Genomic DNA, 16,226 nt, shown 5'->3' with positions numbered 1-16,226 from the left:
CCTCGGACGTACGGAACAGCGCCCCTCAGCCTAGACGGCCCGGCGCCCCGGGGTGGCAGCCCCGCACAGCCGGCCCCCCGGCCCCGTACGCACACCCGCCCCACGCTCGCACGCACACCCGCCGCGACCTCCCGCGCACACCCGCCGCGCCCTCTCCCGCGCCCCTCCCCCACACCGCCTCCCCGCCCCGTGAGCGCGCCCGTGCGCACCCCCGCGCGCGCCCCTCACCCTTCACCTCCGCTTCGCTCCCGCGCCACCGGAGCGACCTTGACAACTCCCCTGCCCAGGACGGACATTGACGCGCGTAGAACTCGCGGTACGCATCCACCTTCACGGCCTTCCCCCGAGGGCCGCCCTCAGACCTGGAGTCGCGCCCCATGCCCGTTCCCTCCCGCCGTCACACGGCGCTCACCGTGGCCTCCGCCACCGTGACCGCGCTGGCGGCCGGCATGCTGCTCACCGCCCCCGCGTCCGCCGCCCCCGCCGACGGCCCGAGCATCCACACCATCCAGGGCACGACCCGCGTCTCGCCGTACACCGGGCAGCACGTCACCGGCGTGAGCGGCGTCGTGACGGGCGTGCGCGCCTACGGTTCGCGCGGCTTCTGGTTCCAGGAGACGAAGCCGGACCACAACCCGGCGACGAGCGAGGGCGTCTTCGTCTTCACCTCCTCGGTGCCGAAGGTCGCGGTGGGCGACGCGGTACGGGTCGACGGCGATGTCGTCGAGTACGTGCCGGGCGGCGCGGCTTCGGGCAACCAGGCCGTCACCGAGATCGAGAAGCCGTCCGTCACCGTCGTCTCCTCGGGCAACGAGGTCCCCGCCCCCGTCGTGATCTCGGCCGACACCGTCCCGGACGCGTTCACGCCCAGGGGCAGGGCGAGCGACAACGGGTACGTCAACGGCCTCAGGCTGCGCCCCACGAAGTTCGCGACCGACTACTACGAGTCCCTGGAGGGCATGAACGTCCGCATCGGCTCCTCGCGCGTCGTCGGCGCGACGGACCCGTACAGCGAGCTGTGGGTCACGGTGAAGCCGCACGAGAACACGACGGAGCGCGGCGGGACGCTGTACCACGCCTACGACGCGCAGAACGGCGGGCGCCTCCAGGTCCAGCAGCTCGCGCCCGTCGCGCAGCAGCCCTTCCCCGTCGCGAACGTGGGCGACACCCTCGCGGGCACGACCGAGGGCCCGATGGACTTCAACCAGTACGGCGGCTACACGATCGCGGCCACGACGATCGGGAAGGTGCGGGACGGCGGCCTCGTACGGGAGTCGGCGAAGCCCGGCGCGGACGACGAGCTGTCCGTCGCCACGTACAACGTCGAGAACCTCGACCCCACCGACCCGCAGGAGAAGTTCGACGCGCTCGCCGACGGCGTCGTCACGCACCTCGCCTCGCCCGACATCGTCTCGATCGAGGAGGTGCAGGACGACAACGGCGCGAAGGACGACGGGACGGTCTCGGCGGAGCAGACGCTGAAGAAGTTCACCGACGCGATCGTCGCGGCGGGCGGCCCGCGCTACGCGTGGCGCGGCATCGACCCGGAGAACGACAAGGACGGCGGCGAGCCGGGCGGCAACATCCGGCAGGTCTTCCTCTACAACCCGGACCGCGTCTCCTTCACCGACCGCGCGGGCGGCGACGCGACGACGGCGACGGCCGTCGTCGAGCGCGACGGGGCCCCGGCGCTCGCGGCCTCACCGGGCCGCGTGGACCCGGCGAACCCGGCGTGGCAGGACAGCCGCAAGCCGCTCGCGGGCGAGTTCGTCTTCCGCGGCGAGACGGTCTTCGTCGTCGCCAACCACTTCAACTCCAAAGGCGGCGACCAGCCCCTGACGGCCGCGCAGCAGCCGCCCGTGCGCGGCTCGGAGACGCAGCGCCACGCGCAGGCCGCCTCGGTCAACGCCTTCGTCCGCCAGCTCACGGCGCTCGACAAGAAGGCCCGCGTCGTCGTCCTCGGCGACCTCAACGACTTCGAGTTCTCCGACACGACGAAGACGCTGACGAAGGGGAACGTCCTGCGCTCCGGCATCGCGCAACTGCCCTCCGACGAGCGCTACACCTACGTCTACCAGGGCAACAGCCAGGTCCTGGACCAGATCCTGGTGAGCAAGGGCGTCAAGTCCTTCACCTACGACAGCGTCCACATCAACGCCGAGTTCGCCCAGCAGAACAGCGACCACGACCCGCAGCTCCTGCGCTTCCGGCCCTGACGGGCGGAGGGGGTACGGGGGCGGGGCGCGCCCGTACCCCCTCGGGTGAGCGCCGCGGGTACGGGGGCGGGGCGCCCGTACCCCCTCGGGTCAGCGCCGCGCCCGCGCGGCCAGGAGCCCCGCCACCGCGAGCGCGGCGACCGCGGCGCCCGCCCGCCGGTTGAACACCGCCCCGTTCGTCCGCAGCGAGCCGAACGACCCCACCGAGAGCAGCGAGAGCCCCGAGCAGGCCGAGAGCGCGGACCCGAACGACAGCCCGCTGAGCGCGGAGCCCACGGAGCCGACCGAGAGCACGGAGCCCACCGACCCGATCGACAGGACCGAGCCGACCGAGCCGATCGACAGCACGGAGCCCTCCGAGGCGAGGGAGAGCAGCGAGTCCTTCGAGGCCATCGAGTAGTGCGCCTTTCCCGGCGCTTTTCCTGTCATGCCGTCATGCTGCCCCGTCCGGCCCGCGCGCACCCGGCGAACCGCTCGCCCCGCGAGCGCCGCGCGGGCGGGAACGCGACACCACCGCCCCGGGCGGTCCCGTGGGCGGCGGCGGAGCGGCCGGCGTCAGTTGTGCGCGTGCAGGATGTCGTTCAGGCCGCCCCACACCGCGTTGTTCGGGCGGGCCTCGACCGCGCCCGTGACCGAGTTGCGGCGGAAGAGGATGTGCGAGGAGCCGGAGAGTTCGCGGGCCTTGACGATCTCGCCGTCCGGGAGGGTCACGCGGGTACCGGCGGTCAGGTAGAGGCCCGCCTCGACGACGCAGTGGTCGCCGAGCGCGATGCCGATGCCCGCCTCGGCGCCGATGAGGCAGTGCTCGCCGACCGTGATGCGGACGCTGCCGCCGCCCGAGAGGGTGCCCATCGTGGACGCGCCGCCGCCGACGTCGGAGCCGTCGCCGATGACGACGCCCGCCGAGACGCGGCCCTCGACCATCGAGGTGCCGAGCGTGCCCGCGTTGAAGTTGACGAAGCCCTCGTGCATGACGGTCGTGCCCGCCGCGAGGTGCGCGCCGAGGCGGACCCGGTCCGCGTCGCCGATGCGGACCCCGGCGGGCGCCACGTAGTCGGTCATGCGCGGGAACTTGTCCACCGAGGTCACCGCGAGGTGCTTGCCCGCGGCGCGGGCCCGCAGCCGTACCGCCTCCAGCTCGGGCACGGCGACCGGGCCGAGCGAGGTCCACGCGACGTTCGGGAGCAGGCCGAACATGCCGTCGAGGTTCTGGCCGTGCGGCTGGACGAGGCGGTGCGAGAGCAGGTGGAGCCGCAGGTAGACGTCGTGCGTGTCGAGCGGCTTGTCGTCGAGCGAGGAGATGACCGTGCGGACCGCGACGGTCGTCGTGCCGCGCACCGGGTCCGTGCCGAGCGCGCCGGCCACGTCCGGGCCGAGGAGGGCGGCGGCGCGCTCGGCGTCGAGGCGCTCGGTCCCCGCCGGGCCGGGGTCCGCGCCCCGTTCGGGCGCCGGGAACCAGGTGTCGAGTACGGAACCGTCGCTCGCGAGGGTCGCGAGCCCGGCGGCGACGGCGCCGGTGGCGCGAGGAGCAGTCGTGTCGGTCATGAGGGCAACTTAACGGTCGGGCCACCCGCGAGGCCAACCGGTCTCACGGCGCGCGTCCCCCACGGCCCCCGTGGTACGTTCCCCAAAGGAACTCAGCAGGTGGGGAGGTGGGTGCCCGTGCCGGTCCGGGGCGGTCCCGAGGACGAGAACTGCGCGATGGCGCAGGCGCTCGGCGTCGTCGGCGACGCGTGGACGCTGCTGCTCGTACGGGACGTGGCGCGCGGCGCGCACCGCTTCGAGGACCTGCGCGCGGGCCTCGGCCTCTCGCGCAAGGTGCTCGCCGAGCGGCTGCGGCTGCTGACCGGGGCGGGGGTCCTGGAGAAGGTCCCGTACCAGGAGCACCCGCCGCGCCACGAGTACCGGCTCACGGCGCGCGGGCGCGCGCTGCTGCCCGTACTGCTCGCGCTCCAGGACTGGGGCGACACATGGGTGCTCGGCGAGGGGGAGACGATGGCGACGGCTGACGGGGAATCGCGCGAGGCGGAGCGCGTGCACGGGCTGCGCGGGGCGGTGCTGCCCCGGCTGCTGCTGCCCGACGCGACGGGCACGGTGCTCGATCCGGTCGCGGACGACGCGGAGTTCACGGTCCTCTACTTCTTCCCCGCCGCCTTCGCGGACCCCGCCGCGTACCCGCCGGGCTGGGCGGAGATCCCGGGCGCGCGCGGCTGCACGCTCGAATCGTGCACGTACCGCGACGAGTGGCCGGCCTTCGTGGAGCGGGGCACGGCGGTACGGGGCGTCTCGACGCAACGCCCCGACGAGCAGCGGGCCTTCGCGGCCGGGGAACGCCTCCCGTTCCCGCTCCTGTCGGACGCGGCGGGCGAGCTCGCGGCGGCCCTGCGCCTGCCCACCTTCAGCACCGCGGGCACCCGCCGCCTCAAGCGCCTGACGCTGCTCGTGGACAGCGAGCGGGTCGTCCGCGAGGTCTGGTACCCGGTCCCGGACGTGGTGGCGAGCGTGGAGGCGGCGCTCGCGGCGGTACGGGAGCGGACGGACGGCTGAGCGGGCGGGGCGGTGAACGGGCGGGGCGGTAAGCGGGCGGGCTGGCGAGCGGGCGGGCTGGTGAACGGCTGAGCGCGGGGTGGCCGCCGACGGCTCAGGCCCGGTCCGGCGCCCCGGACGGCCGCCGCCGTGTGCGCCACCACCAGGCCGCGCCCGCGAGCGCGAGCACGCCGGGGCCGCAGTGCACGGCGAGGACCCCGGCGAGGTGCGGGCCGCCCCAGTCCTTCGCGTAGCTCTCCGGGTCCCCCCACCCGATCATGACGAGTTCGGCGACCGCGCGCCCCACGAAGTAGAGGACGAGCAGCGCCGCGAGCACCGGAAGCAGCCACCGCCGCGCCCACGCGCGCGGCCGGCGCGCGACGGCGAGGACCACGAGCAGCACCACGACCAGCAGCAGGATCAGCGGGCCGAGCAGTTTCACGGGCACGGGCCTTCCTCGCACACACAAGCGATCATCCCGGTACCGTACGGCGCCCCCCGCTCCCCCGCAGCCGATCGCGCCGACCCGGCACCGGGGACGCGCCGGCGCCGGGCCTCACTCCCGCAGGACGCGCCCCAGCATCTCCCGCGCGTACTCCTCGTCGTACGGGCTGTCGGTCAGCAGCACCTGGAGGCACAGCCCGTCCATGAGCGCGACGACGGCGCGGGCCGTCGCCGGGTCCGTGCGCGCGGCGAGCGGTTCCTCCAGGGCCCGGCTCCACTCGGCGGCGACCGGGCGCAGCACCGGCTTGCGCACGGCGGCGAGGTACAGCTCGTACTCCAGCTCGGCGTGCGCCCGGTCCGCCGCGAGCCACGCGCCCATCGCGCCCGCGAGCGCGGCGGCGAGCCCGGCGGGCGGGGCCCGGAGGACGCCCAGGTCCCGTACGAGCCGCGCGAAGTTCTCGTTGACCTGGCGCAGCGCGGCCACGAGCAGGTCGTCGAGCGTCGCGAAGTGGTACGTGGTGGAGCCGAGCGGGACATCGGCCTCGGCGGCGGCGGAGCGGTGCGAGAGCCCGGCGATGCCCGAGCGGCCGACGACGCGGATCGCCGCGTCGATGATCCGCTGCCTGCGGTCGGGGTCGTAGCGCCGCGCGGCTGCCATCAGTGGGCTCCTCCCAGGTTGAGCAGGACGACCCCGCCGATGACGAGGGCTATCCCGGCGAGCCGTACGGGGGTGACGGACTCGCCGAGGAACATCATGCCGATGAGGGCGATCAGCGCGGTGCCCGCTCCGGCCCAGATGGCGTAGGCGGTGCCGACCTCAAGGGTCTTGAGGGTCTGCGCGAGCAGGGCGAAGCAGACGACGTAGCCGCCTGCGGTGAGCAGCGAGGGCCACAGCCGGGTGAAGCCCTCGCTGTACTTCATGGCGGTGGTGGCGGTGACCTCGGAGAGGATCGCCCCGGTCAGCAGCAGATATCCCATGTGTACGAGGGTACGCATCGTTGCGTACGGGTGTACACATGTCCTCGGGCGCCCATGCGAAAGGGCCCCCGCACCCGGCGGAGGCCCTTCTGCCCGGACGTCACGCGGTCCGGGGTGGCTCAGACGTTGAAGCCCAGCGCGCGCAGCTGCTCACGGCCGTCGTCCGTGATCTTGTCCGGGCCCCACGGCGGCATCCACACCCAGTTGATGCGCAGCTCGCTCACGATGCCCTCGGTCGCGGACCTGGCCTGGTCCTCGATGACGTCGGTGAGCGGGCACGCCGCCGAGGTCAGCGTCATGTCCACGGTGGCGACGTTGGACTCGTCGATGTGGAGCCCGTAGATGAGGCCCAGGTTGACCACGTCGATCCCGAGTTCGGGGTCGACGACGTCCATGAGGGCCTCGCGGACCTCCTCCTCGGAGGCGGGGCTCAGCGTCGCCGTCTCGTTCTCGCTCATGCCGTCTTCCTCTCAACGGGCTCAGCGGACGCGGGCGCCTCGATGTCGCCCAGCGCCTGCGCGGTCGCGTCCTTCCAGGCCATCCAGCTCAGGAGCGCGCACTTGACGCGCGCGGGGTACTTGGAGACCCCGGCGAAGGCCACCGCGTCCTCCAGCACCTCCTCCATCGCGTCGTCGGGCTCGATCCTCCCCTTGGACTGCATGAGTTCCAGGAAGGTGCCCTGGATGTGCCGCGCCTCCTCCACGTCCTTGCCGACCAGAAGGTCGTTGAGGACCGAGGCGCTGGCCTGGCTGATCGAACAGCCCTGGCCCTCGTAGCTCACGTCGGCGATCCGGGAGCCCTCGTACCGGACGCGCAGCGTGATCTCGTCGCCGCACGTCGGGTTGACGTGGTGCACCTCGGCGTCGCCCGGACGCAGGCCCCGCCCGTGCGGGTGCTTGTAGTGGTCCAGGATGACGTCCTGGTACATGGAATCCAGCTTCACCGGCTCTCGTCCCTCATCCGAAGAAGTTGCGGACGTGCTCCAGGCCGTCCACCAGGGCGTCGACCTCGGCGGGCGTGGAGTACAGATAGAAAGACGCGCGCGTGGTCGCGGGAATTCCGTACCTGAGGCACACCGGCCGGGCGCAGTGGTGTCCGACCCGGACCGCGATCCCCTGCTCGTCGAGCACCTGGCCCACGTCGTGCGGGTGGATGTCGCCGAGCGTGAAGGAGATCGCGGAGCCGCGCTCCTCGGCCGTGGTGGGGCCGATGATGCGCAGGTCGGGGACCTCCATGAGGCGGCGCACCGCGTACTCGGTGATCGCCTTCTCGTGCGCGGCGATCTTCTCCATGCCGATCGAGGTGAGGTAGTCCACCGCCGCGCCGAGCCCGACGGCCTGCGCGATCGGCGGGGTGCCCGCCTCGAACTTGTGCGGGGCGGGCGCGTACGTCGAGGAGTGCATCGAGACCGTCTCGATCATCTCGCCGCCGCCGAGGAAGGGCGGCAGGTCCTCCAGGAGTTCCTGCCGGCCCCACAGCACGCCGATGCCCGTCGGGCCGCACATCTTGTGCCCGGTGAAGGCGACGAAGTCCGCCTGCAGCGCCTGCACGTCGAGCGGCATGTGCGGCGCGGCCTGCGAGGCGTCGATGAGCACGAGCGCGCCGACCTCGTGGGCGCGGCGCACGATCTGCTCGACCGGGTTGTGCGTGCCGAGGATGTTGGAGACGAGCACGAAGGAGACGATCTTCGTCTTCTCCGTGATGACCTCCTCGATGTTCGACAGGTCGAGGGTGCCGTCGGCGGGGTCGAGACCGAACCACTTCAGCTTCGCGCCCGTGCGCTGCGAGAGCAGCTGCCAGGGCACGATGTTGGAGTGGTGCTCCATCTCCGTGATGACGATCTCGGTCTCGCGGTCGACGCGGTAGGGCTCCTCGGCCCAGCCGAGCATGTTCGCGACGAGGTTGAGCGACTCCGAGGCGTTCTTGGTGAAGATCACCTCGTCGCGGCTCGGCGCGTTGACGAACTCCGCGACCTTGTCCCGCGCGCCCTCGTAGAGCGCCGTGGCCTCCTCGGCGAGCACGTGCACGCCGCGGTGGACATTGGCGTTGTAGCGCTCGTAGTACTCACTGAGGGTGTCGATGACCTGGCGCGGCGTCTGCGAGGTGGCCGCGTTGTCGAGGTACACGAGGGCCTTGCCGTCGTGCACCCGGCGGTCGAGGATCGGGAAGTCCTTGCGGATCGCCTCGGTGTCGAGCAGACCGGTCAGCCCCTTGTGGGGGTCAGTCACGCGGATACGCCACCCTTCACGTAGGACTCGTAGCCCTCGTTCTCCAGCTTGTCGGCCAGCTCGGGGCCGCCGGACTCGGCGACGCGGCCGTTGACGAAGACGTGGACGAAGTCGGGCTTGATGTAGCGCAGGATGCGCGTGTAGTGCGTGATCAGCAGGGTGCCGACCTCGCCGGACTCGCGGACGCGGTTGACGCCCTCGGAGACGATGCGCAGCGCGTCGACGTCGAGCCCGGAGTCGGTCTCGTCGAGGATCGCGATCCTCGGCTTGAGCAGTTCGAGCTGGAGGATCTCGTGGCGCTTCTTCTCGCCGCCGGAGAAGCCCTCGTTGACGTTGCGCTCAGCGAAGGCGGGGTCCATGTGGAGACGCTCCATGGCCTCCTTGACCTCCTTCACCCAGGTGCGCAGCTTGGGGGCCTCGCCGCGCACGGCGGTCGCCGAGGTGCGCAGGAAGTTGGAGACGGAGACGCCGGGGACCTCGACCGGGTACTGCATGGCGAGGAAGACGCCGGCGCGGGCGCGCTCGTCGACGGTCATGTCGAGGACGTCCTCGCCGTCGAGCGTCACGGTGCCGCCCGTGATCGTGTACTTGGGGTGCCCGGCGAGCGAGTAGGCGAGCGTGGACTTGCCGGAGCCGTTGGGGCCCATGATGGCGTGCGTCTCGCCCTGCCTCACGGTCAGGTCGACGCCCTTGAGGATCTCCTTCGTGGCGTTGTCCGCCTCGACGGTGACGTGCAGGTCGCGGATTTCAAGCGTAGCCATGGGTGCTTCAGGACTCCTGGGAGAGGGAGACGAGCACGTCGTCCCCATCGATCTGTACGGGGTAAACGGGGACGGGTCGCGTGGCGGGCAGCCCGGAGGGCTTCCCGGTGCGCAGGTCGAAGGCCGAGCCGTGCAGCCAGCACTCGATCTGGCAGTCCTCGACCTCGCCCTCGGAGAGCGAGACGTTCGCGTGCGAGCAGATGTCGTTGATCGCGAACACCTCGCCCCCGGTGCGGACGACGGCGACGGGGGTGCCGTCGAGCTCGACGCGCTTCGGGGTGTCCTCGTCGAGTTCGGCGAGGCCGCAGGCGCGCTGGAAGGCGGTCATCCGACCGCTCCTTCCAGCTCCTCGCCGATCTTCGCGAGGAGGCGCTCCTCGACGTCGGGCAGCCCGATCTGCTGGACGAGTTCGGCGAAGAAGCCGCGCACGACGAGACGGCGGGCGTCCTCCTCGGCGATACCGCGCGCCATGAGGTAGAAGAGCTGCTCGTCGTCGAAGCGCCCGGTGGTCGAGGCGTGTCCGGCGCCGACGATCTCGCCGGTCTCGATCTCCAGGTTCGGCACCGAGTCGACGCGGGCCCCGTCGGTGAGGACGAGGTTGCGGTTCATCTCGTAGGTGTCGGTGCCCTCGGCGGCGGCCTCGATGAGGACGTCGCCGATCCACACGGCGTGGGCGCCCTCGCCCTGGAGCGCGCCCTTGTAGCTCACGTTCGAGGTGCAGTGCGGGGCGTTGTGGTCGACGAAGAGGCGGTGCTCGTGGTGCTGGCCCTTGTCGGTGAAGTACAGGCCGAGCAGTTCGGCCTCGCCGCCGGGGGCGGTGTAGCTCACGCGGGGGTGCAGGCGCACGAGGTCGCCGCCGAAGGTGACGACGACGGACTTGAAGGAGGCGTCGCGGCCGATCAGCGCGTTGTGCTGGCCGACGTGGACGGTCTCGGTGCCCCAGTCCTGCACGGAGACGACGGTGAGCTTCGCGCCGTCGCCGAGGAGGTAGTCGACGTTGGCGGCGAGGACCGCGTCCCCGGTGTGGTCGAGCACGACGACGGCCTCGGCGAAGGCGCCCAGCTCGACGACCTGGTGCCCGTAGGCGACGCCGCCGTGGCCGCGTACCGCGATGCGGATCGGCTCGGCGGGGCGGGCCTCCTTGGGCACCGTGATGACGTTGGCCTTCTCGAAGGCGCTGAACGCCTGCGCGGCGACGCGGTCCACGGGGGTGCCGCCCTTGCCGACGCGCGGGTCCTCGCGGTCCACGGTCTCCTGGGTGACCCCGGCGGGCAGGCTCACCTCGATCTCCACGCGGCCGTCCGCCTTCGCGGTGCCGTCGTGGAGGCCGCGCAGCCGCGCGAGCGGCGTGAAGCGCCACTCCTCCTCGCGGCCGTGCGGCACCGGGAAGTCCGCCACGTCGAAGGACGGCGGGGCGCTCATCCGGGTGGCGACGGTCGACTCGGCGGCCACCGCGATCTGGCCGGCGGTGGTGGACCCCACCGGAATGCTCTCAGCCATGGCTGTCGTTGTGCTCTCTTCCTGCGATCAGGGGACGGGGGTACGGAGAAGGGGTCCGGGGGCGGCACGGGGCCGGGCGGACGGGACGTGGCCCGGGGGCCCGTACCCGTACCGCCCCCGGGCGGGGGCCGGCGTCAGCCGACCGCGCCCTCCATCTGGAGCTCGATCAGCCGGTTGAGTTCGAGCGCGTACTCCATGGGCAGCTCCTTGGCGATCGGCTCGACGAAGCCGCGCACGATCATCGCCATGGCCTCGAACTCGGTGAGTCCGCGGCTCATGAGGTAGAAGAGCTGGTCGTCGGAGACCTTGGAGACGGTCGCCTCGTGGCCCATGGACACGTCGTCCTCGCGGACGTCCACGTAGGGGTAGGTGTCGGAGCGCGAGATGGTGTCGACGAGCAGCGCGTCGCACAGCACGTTCGACTTCGAGCCAGAGGCGCCCTCGCCGACCTCGATGAGGCCGCGGTAGGAGGTGCGGCCACCGCCGCGCGCCACCGACTTGGAGACGATGTTCGAGGAGGTGTTCGGGGCCATGTGGACCATCTTGGCGCCCGCGTCCTGGTGCTGGCCCTCGCCCGCGAAGGCGATGGACAGCGTCTCGCCCTTGGCGTGCTCGCCCATGAGGTAGACGGCCGGGTACTTCATCGTGACCTTGGAGCCGATGTTGCCGTCGACCCACTCCATGGTCGCGCCCTCGTAGGCCACGGCACGCTTGGTGACGAGGTTGTAGACGTTGTTCGACCAGTTCTGGATCGTCGTGTAGCGGCAGCGGGCGCCCTTCTTCACGATGATCTCGACGACCGCGGAGTGCAGCGAGTCCGACTTGTAGATCGGCGCGGTGCAGCCCTCGACGTAGTGGACGTAGGCGTCCTCGTCGACGATGATCAGCGTCCGCTCGAACTGGCCCATGTTCTCGGTGTTGATCCGGAAGTACGCCTGGAGCGGGATCTCGACGTGCACGCCCTTCGGCACGTAGATGAAGGAGCCGCCCGACCACACGGCCGAGTTGAGCGAGGCGAACTTGTTGTCACCGACGGGGATGACGGTCCCGAAGTACTCCTTGAAGAGGTCCGGGTGCTCCTTGAGCGCGGTGTCGGTGTCGAGGAAGATGACGCCCTGCTCCTCCAGGTCCTCGCGGATCTGGTGGTAGACGACCTCGGACTCGTACTGCGCGGCGACGCCCGCGACGAGGCGCTGCTTCTCCGCCTCGGGGATGCCGAGCTTGTCGTACGTGTTCTTGATGTCCTCGGGCAGGTCCTCCCAGGACTCCGCCTGCTTCTCCGTGGACCGCACGAAGTACTTGATGTTCTCGAAGTCGATGCCGGAGAGGTCGGAGCCCCAGTTCGGCATGGGCTTCTTCTCGAAGAGCTTCAGGCCCTTGAGACGGAGCTTGGTCATCCACTCCGGCTCGTTCTTCTTGGCGGAGATGTCCCGGACGACGTCCTCGTTCAGGCCACGCCGGGCACTCGCGCCCGCGACGTCGGAGTCGGCCCAGCCGTACTCGTACTTACCCAGGCCCTCCAGTTCGGGGTGGGCAGTCTCCGTGGGGAGAGTCATGCGGGGTTCCTCCCGGCCGTGCTTGCTGATGTGTGGGTGGTCGTGGTGGTGTCCTCGGGCCGCGCGGGGAGCGGGGGCTCCCCGGGTCCGGGCGGTGGCGCCTTGCCGCGCGGGATGAAGGTCGTGCAGACCCCGTCCCCGTGGGCGATGGTGGCGAGCCGCTGCACGTGCGTGCCGAGGAGCTGCGAGAAGTACTCGGTCTCCGCCTCGCACAGCTGCGGGAACTGCCCCGCCACGTGCGCCACCGGGCAGTGGTGCTGGCAGAGCTGCTCGCCCTGCCCCTGGCCGGGCGCCTCGCGCGCCGTGGCAGCGTACCCGTCGGCGCTCAGCGCCCTGGCGAGGACCTGAGCCCGCTCGGCGGGCTCGGCGGCCTCGATCTCGTCCCGGTACCCCTCGCACTGGGCCTCGATACGGGAGCGGGCGAAGGCGGCGACGGCGCTCTCGCCGCCCTGCGCGGCGATGAAGCGCAGGGCCTCGGCGGCGAGCTGGTCGTAGGACTGGTCCAGGGCGTCGCGCCCGCAGTCGGTGAGCGCGAAGACCTTGGCGGGGCGGCCCCGGCCGCGGGCCCCGTAGACGCGGCGGGCGCGGGCCTCGACGACGGTGTCGGCGAGGAGGGCGTCGAGATGCCGGCGGACGGCGGCCTGGGTGAGCCCGAGGCGTTCGGCCAGCTCGGCGACGGTCGAGGGGCCGTGGTGCAGGATCGAGCGCACGACGCGGTTGCGCGTGGAGCGCTCGCCGGTCGCGGCGTCGGAGACCTCACCCTCGTATTTCACAACGCCATTGTTGCGTAATTCCTCGGGCCCGGACAAGCGAGCTGGTCAGGGGCCCGTGGTGGCCTCGATCACTTAGGGTGACCTAATCAGGCGCGCGTACGAGCCCGGGGCGAGCGGAAAAGCGCAGCTCAGCAAGGGTATGCCGGCACGCGCCGCCCCCTTGCCACCCCTGGCGTCCCCTCGGGCACGAATTGATCACGACGCAACCGCTTTGCCCGTTTCGCTCGGGCGTGCCCCCGCGCGCCGCTCCCGCCCGGCGGCTTTCTAGACTTCGCCCATGCGCAGTGACAAGCCGGGCATCCCCCGCCCCTCGTCAGGACCCGACCCGGCGGCCCCCGTACTCCGGATCGAGGCACTGGTGAAGCGGTACGGGACGAAGACCGCCGTGGACGGGCTCGACCTCGTCGCGGGCCCCGGCATCACAGCCGTGCTCGGGCCGAACGGGGCGGGCAAGACGACGACGATCGAGACGTGCGAGGGCTACCGGCGCCCCGACGGGGGACGGGTCCGCGTCCTCGGGCTCGACCCGGTGGCGGACGCCGCCCGCCTGCGTCCCCGGATCGGCGTGATGCTCCAGTCGGGCGGTGTCTACTCGGGCGCGCGCGCCGAGGAGATGCTGCGGCACATGGCGAAGCTGCACGCGCGGCCGCTCGACGTGCCCGCGCTCGTCGAGCGCCTCGGTCTCGCCTCGTGCGGCCGGACGAGCTACCGGCGGCTCTCCGGCGGGCAGCAGCAGCGCCTCGCGCTCGCGATGGCCGTGGTGGGCCGGCCCGAGCTGGTCTTCCTCGACGAGCCGACCGCCGGGCTCGACCCGCAGGCCCGTCACGCGACGTGGGACCTCGTGCGCGAGCTGCGCGCGGACGGCGTCTCGGTGATCCTCACGACGCACCACATGGAGGAGGCCGAGCAGCTCGCCGACGAGGTCGCGATCGTCGACGGCGGCAAGGTCGTCGCGCAGGGCAGCCCCGAGGAGCTGTGCCGGGGCGGCGCCGAGAACACGCTGCGCTTCGACGGACGGCCGGGGCTCGATGTGTCCTCGCTGGTCAAGGCGCTGCCGCCGGGCAGTGACGCCGTGGAGCTGGCCCCGGGCACGTACCGCGTCGGCGGCACCGTCGACCCGCAGCTCCTCGCGACCGTCACCTCGTGGTGCGCGCAGAACGGCGTCATGCCGGAGGGCATCGCCGTGGAGCGGCACACGCTGGAGGACGTCTTCCTCGAACTGACCGGTAAGGAGCTGCGCGCATGAGCGCCGGTACGTACGCACCGCGGCCGGGCGCCGCCCCCGTCGGGCGGATGATCGCGGCGCAGGCGGGCCTGGAGACGAGAATGCTCCTGCGCAACGGCGAGCAACTGCTGCTCACCGTGATCATCCCCGCGCTGCTGCTCGTCCTCTTCTCCGCCGTCGACGTCGTGGACACGGGCGACGGCGAGCGCGTCGACTTCCTCGCGCCCGGTGTCCTCGCGCTCGCGGTCATGTCCACGGCCTTCACGGGTCAGGCGATCGCGACGGGCTTCGAGCGCAGGTACGGGGTGCTCAAGCGGCTCGCCGCCTCGCCGCTGCCGCGCTGGGCCCTCATGACGGCGAAGACGCTGTCGGTCCTGGTCACCGAGGTCCTCCAGGTCGCCCTCCTGACCGTCATCGCCCTCGCGCTCGGCTGGTCCCCGCACGGCAACCCGGTCTGGGTGGTGCTGCTCCTGCTCCTCGGCACGGCGGCCTTCTCCGGCCTCGGCCTGCTGATGGCGGGCACCTTGAAGGCGGAGGCGACGCTCGCGGCGGCGAACCTGGTCTTCCTCCTCCTGCTCGTCGCGGGCGGTGTGATCGTCCCGCTCGACAAGTTCCCCGGCGCGGTCCGCTCCGTCCTCGAACTCCTCCCCATCACGGCCCTCTCGGACGGCCTGCGCGAGGTCCTCCAGCACGGCGCGGGAATGCCCGCGAAGGACCTGGTCGTGCTGGCGGTGTGGACGGTGCTGGGGCTCGGCGCGGCGGGGCGCTTCTTCCGCTGGGAGTGAGGCCGGAACGCTCAGGCGGCGGGGGGCGCGAGCACCACGAGCCGCTTCGGCGCCACGCCCGGCTCCGGCAAGCGCAGCGGGCCCGTGCCGGGTGAGAGGCGGCCGAGGACGCGCGGTTGCGTCGAACCGGTCGCGCCGGGGGCCACGCCCGGGATCTGGTGCCAGCTCAGGAAGGCGAGGAGCGTCATGAGGTACGCCTCCTTGTCCCCCGCGGGCAGGCCGTACGTGTCGCTCGTGGTCAGCGTCGCGGGCGCGAGGTGCGCGCGGAGCCGGTCCAGGAGGGCCGGGTTGCGCACGCCGCCGCCGGAGGCGACGACCTCGGTGGGCGCGTAGGGGCGCACCGCGTCGGCGACCGTCACCGCGGTGAGTTCCGTGAGCGTCGCCATCAGGTCGTCGGGGGCGACCTCGGGCAGCCCGGCGAGGCGTTCCGCCACGTACTCCGTCGTGAAGAGCTCGCGCCCGGTCGACTTCGGCGCGGGCAGCCGGTAGTACGGCTCCTCGCGCAGCCGCCCGAGCAGATCCGTACGGACCGCGCCGGCGCGCGCCATGCGGCCGTCGATGTCGCTCGCGAGCCGACCCCCGCTCAGCCGCACGGCCGCCGCGTCGAGCAGGCAGTTCGCCGGGCCCGTGTCGAAGGCGGTCACCGGTTCGCCGGGGGCCCCGACCACGGTGACGTTGGCGATGCCGCCGAGGTTGAGCGCGACGCGCTTCGTGCCCGGCCCGGCCGCGAGCCACAGCGCGTCGAGCGTGCTCGCGAGCGGGGCGCCCTGGCCTCCGGCCGCGATGTCCCGCGCGCGGATGTCGGAGACGACGGGCAGCCCGGTCTCCTCGGCGATCCACGCGGGCTGCCCGAGCTGGAGCGTCCCGAGCGCCCGGCCCTGCGGGCTCACCGAGTGGAAGACGGTCTGGCCGTGCGAGCCGACGAGGTCGCCCCCGTACCGCCGCACGATCTCCCGGACGACGCGCGCGCTCTCGCGCCCCACCAGCGTGTCGACTTCACACACATCCCCCAGCGAGACCCGGGCCGGAGGCAGCACACCCAGCAGCCGCGCCCGCGTCTCCTCCGGCCACGGATGCTCCTCGGCGGCGAGAGGCACGAGCGTCACGGTCCCCTCCCCGTCGAGCGACAGGTCGGCGACAGCGACGTCGAGCCCGTCCATGGAGGTCCCCGACATAAGCCCCACGACGATCATGTTTCCTCCGGCAGATGTTTTCGCGGCTCCTCCGGCGCCGG

At 72.2% G+C, this 16,226-nt stretch carries 18 protein-coding genes; 4 read left to right on the top strand and 14 right to left on the bottom strand.

Annotated features, from left to right (window positions below):
* Positions 1-377 precede the first annotated feature (377 nt).
* Positions 378-2,216, top strand: a complete 1,839-nt coding sequence (locus STTU_RS26545; RefSeq protein ID WP_007828589.1) for an endonuclease/exonuclease/phosphatase family protein — start codon at positions 378-380, stop codon at positions 2,214-2,216.
* Positions 2,217-2,306: 90 nt separating this feature from the next.
* On the opposite strand, the gene STTU_RS26540 is transcribed toward STTU_RS26545, so the two are convergent.
* Both STTU_RS26540 and dapD read right to left on the bottom strand, forming a co-directional pair.
* Entirely contained in the window at positions 2,307-2,645 is a 339-nt protein-coding gene (locus STTU_RS26540; RefSeq protein ID WP_007828587.1) for a hypothetical protein, read from the bottom strand.
* Between the two features lie 126 nt (positions 2,646-2,771).
* Positions 2,772-3,761, bottom strand: a complete 990-nt coding sequence (dapD, locus tag STTU_RS26535; RefSeq protein ID WP_007828585.1) for a 2,3,4,5-tetrahydropyridine-2,6-dicarboxylate N-succinyltransferase — start codon at positions 3,759-3,761, stop codon at positions 2,772-2,774.
* Between the two features lie 111 nt (positions 3,762-3,872).
* Here dapD and STTU_RS26530 point away from each other — a divergent pair, with 111 nt between their 5' ends.
* Positions 3,873-4,763: a winged helix-turn-helix transcriptional regulator gene (locus STTU_RS26530; protein WP_007828583.1), complete on the top strand. Its 891-nt coding sequence runs from the start codon at positions 3,873-3,875 to the stop codon at positions 4,761-4,763.
* Between the two features lie 94 nt (positions 4,764-4,857).
* Here the strand turns inward: STTU_RS26530 and STTU_RS26525 are convergent, their stop codons facing one another.
* The 11 genes from STTU_RS26525 to STTU_RS26475 form a co-directional block, all read right to left on the bottom strand.
* Positions 4,858-5,190 (bottom strand): hypothetical protein, encoded by a 333-nt coding sequence (locus STTU_RS26525; protein WP_043256434.1) that lies wholly within the window; start codon positions 5,188-5,190, stop codon positions 4,858-4,860.
* A gap of 108 nt (positions 5,191-5,298) precedes the next feature.
* Positions 5,299-5,844: a TetR/AcrR family transcriptional regulator gene (locus STTU_RS26520; RefSeq protein WP_007828579.1), complete on the bottom strand. Its 546-nt coding sequence runs from the start codon at positions 5,842-5,844 to the stop codon at positions 5,299-5,301.
* A complete protein-coding gene (locus tag STTU_RS26515) occupies positions 5,844-6,164 on the bottom strand; it encodes a DMT family transporter (RefSeq protein WP_009064120.1) in 321 nt (106 codons plus the stop codon). The genes STTU_RS26520 and STTU_RS26515 overlap by 1 nt, the downstream gene beginning before the upstream one ends.
* Before the next feature lie 119 nt (positions 6,165-6,283).
* Positions 6,284-6,622: a metal-sulfur cluster assembly factor gene (locus STTU_RS26510; protein ID WP_008748606.1), complete on the bottom strand. Its 339-nt coding sequence runs from the start codon at positions 6,620-6,622 to the stop codon at positions 6,284-6,286.
* Complete coding sequence (gene sufU, locus STTU_RS26505; RefSeq protein WP_007828575.1) at positions 6,619-7,107, bottom strand: Fe-S cluster assembly sulfur transfer protein SufU; 489 nt, start codon at positions 7,105-7,107, stop codon at positions 6,619-6,621. Before sufU ends, STTU_RS26510 begins: the two co-directional genes overlap by 4 nt.
* 13 nt (positions 7,108-7,120) lie before the next feature.
* Positions 7,121-8,392, bottom strand: coding sequence for a cysteine desulfurase (locus tag STTU_RS26500; protein ID WP_010261436.1), 1,272 nt, complete (start codon positions 8,390-8,392; stop codon positions 7,121-7,123).
* Complete coding sequence (gene sufC, locus STTU_RS26495) at positions 8,389-9,153, bottom strand: Fe-S cluster assembly ATPase SufC (protein WP_007828572.1); 765 nt, start codon at positions 9,151-9,153, stop codon at positions 8,389-8,391. The genes STTU_RS26500 and sufC overlap by 4 nt, the downstream gene beginning before the upstream one ends.
* Before the next feature lie 7 nt (positions 9,154-9,160).
* A complete protein-coding gene (locus STTU_RS26490) occupies positions 9,161-9,481 on the bottom strand; it encodes a non-heme iron oxygenase ferredoxin subunit (RefSeq protein WP_009064126.1) in 321 nt (106 codons plus the stop codon).
* Complete coding sequence (gene sufD, locus STTU_RS26485) at positions 9,478-10,653, bottom strand: Fe-S cluster assembly protein SufD (RefSeq protein ID WP_009064128.1); 1,176 nt, start codon at positions 10,651-10,653, stop codon at positions 9,478-9,480. The genes STTU_RS26490 and sufD overlap by 4 nt, the downstream gene beginning before the upstream one ends.
* A gap of 134 nt (positions 10,654-10,787) precedes the next feature.
* Positions 10,788-12,209: a Fe-S cluster assembly protein SufB gene (gene sufB, locus STTU_RS26480; RefSeq protein WP_009064130.1), complete on the bottom strand. Its 1,422-nt coding sequence runs from the start codon at positions 12,207-12,209 to the stop codon at positions 10,788-10,790.
* A complete protein-coding gene (locus STTU_RS26475; RefSeq protein WP_007828564.1) occupies positions 12,206-12,982 on the bottom strand; it encodes a helix-turn-helix transcriptional regulator in 777 nt (258 codons plus the stop codon). The genes sufB and STTU_RS26475 overlap by 4 nt, the downstream gene beginning before the upstream one ends.
* 277 nt (positions 12,983-13,259) lie before the next feature.
* Here STTU_RS26475 and STTU_RS26470 point away from each other — a divergent pair, with 277 nt between their 5' ends.
* Entirely contained in the window at positions 13,260-14,228 is a 969-nt protein-coding gene (locus tag STTU_RS26470; protein ID WP_007828562.1) for an ABC transporter ATP-binding protein, read from the top strand.
* The gene (locus STTU_RS26465) at positions 14,225-14,992 is read left to right on the top strand and encodes an ABC transporter permease (protein WP_043256431.1); all 768 of its coding nucleotides are present in this window, start codon (positions 14,225-14,227) and stop codon (positions 14,990-14,992) included. The genes STTU_RS26470 and STTU_RS26465 overlap by 4 nt, the downstream gene beginning before the upstream one ends.
* Before the next feature lie 11 nt (positions 14,993-15,003).
* On the opposite strand, the gene STTU_RS26460 is transcribed toward STTU_RS26465, so the two are convergent.
* On the bottom strand, positions 15,004-16,185 hold the full coding sequence (locus STTU_RS26460; protein ID WP_007828557.1) for an anhydro-N-acetylmuramic acid kinase: 1,182 nt from the start codon (positions 16,183-16,185) through the stop codon (positions 15,004-15,006).
* Positions 16,186-16,226 lie beyond the last annotated feature (41 nt).

Source organism: Streptomyces sp. Tu6071, assembly GCF_000213055.1.
Classification (GTDB): Bacteria; Actinomycetota; Actinomycetes; order Streptomycetales; family Streptomycetaceae; genus Streptomyces; species Streptomyces evansiae.
This window is presented reverse-complemented; position numbering and strand designations above follow the sequence as displayed.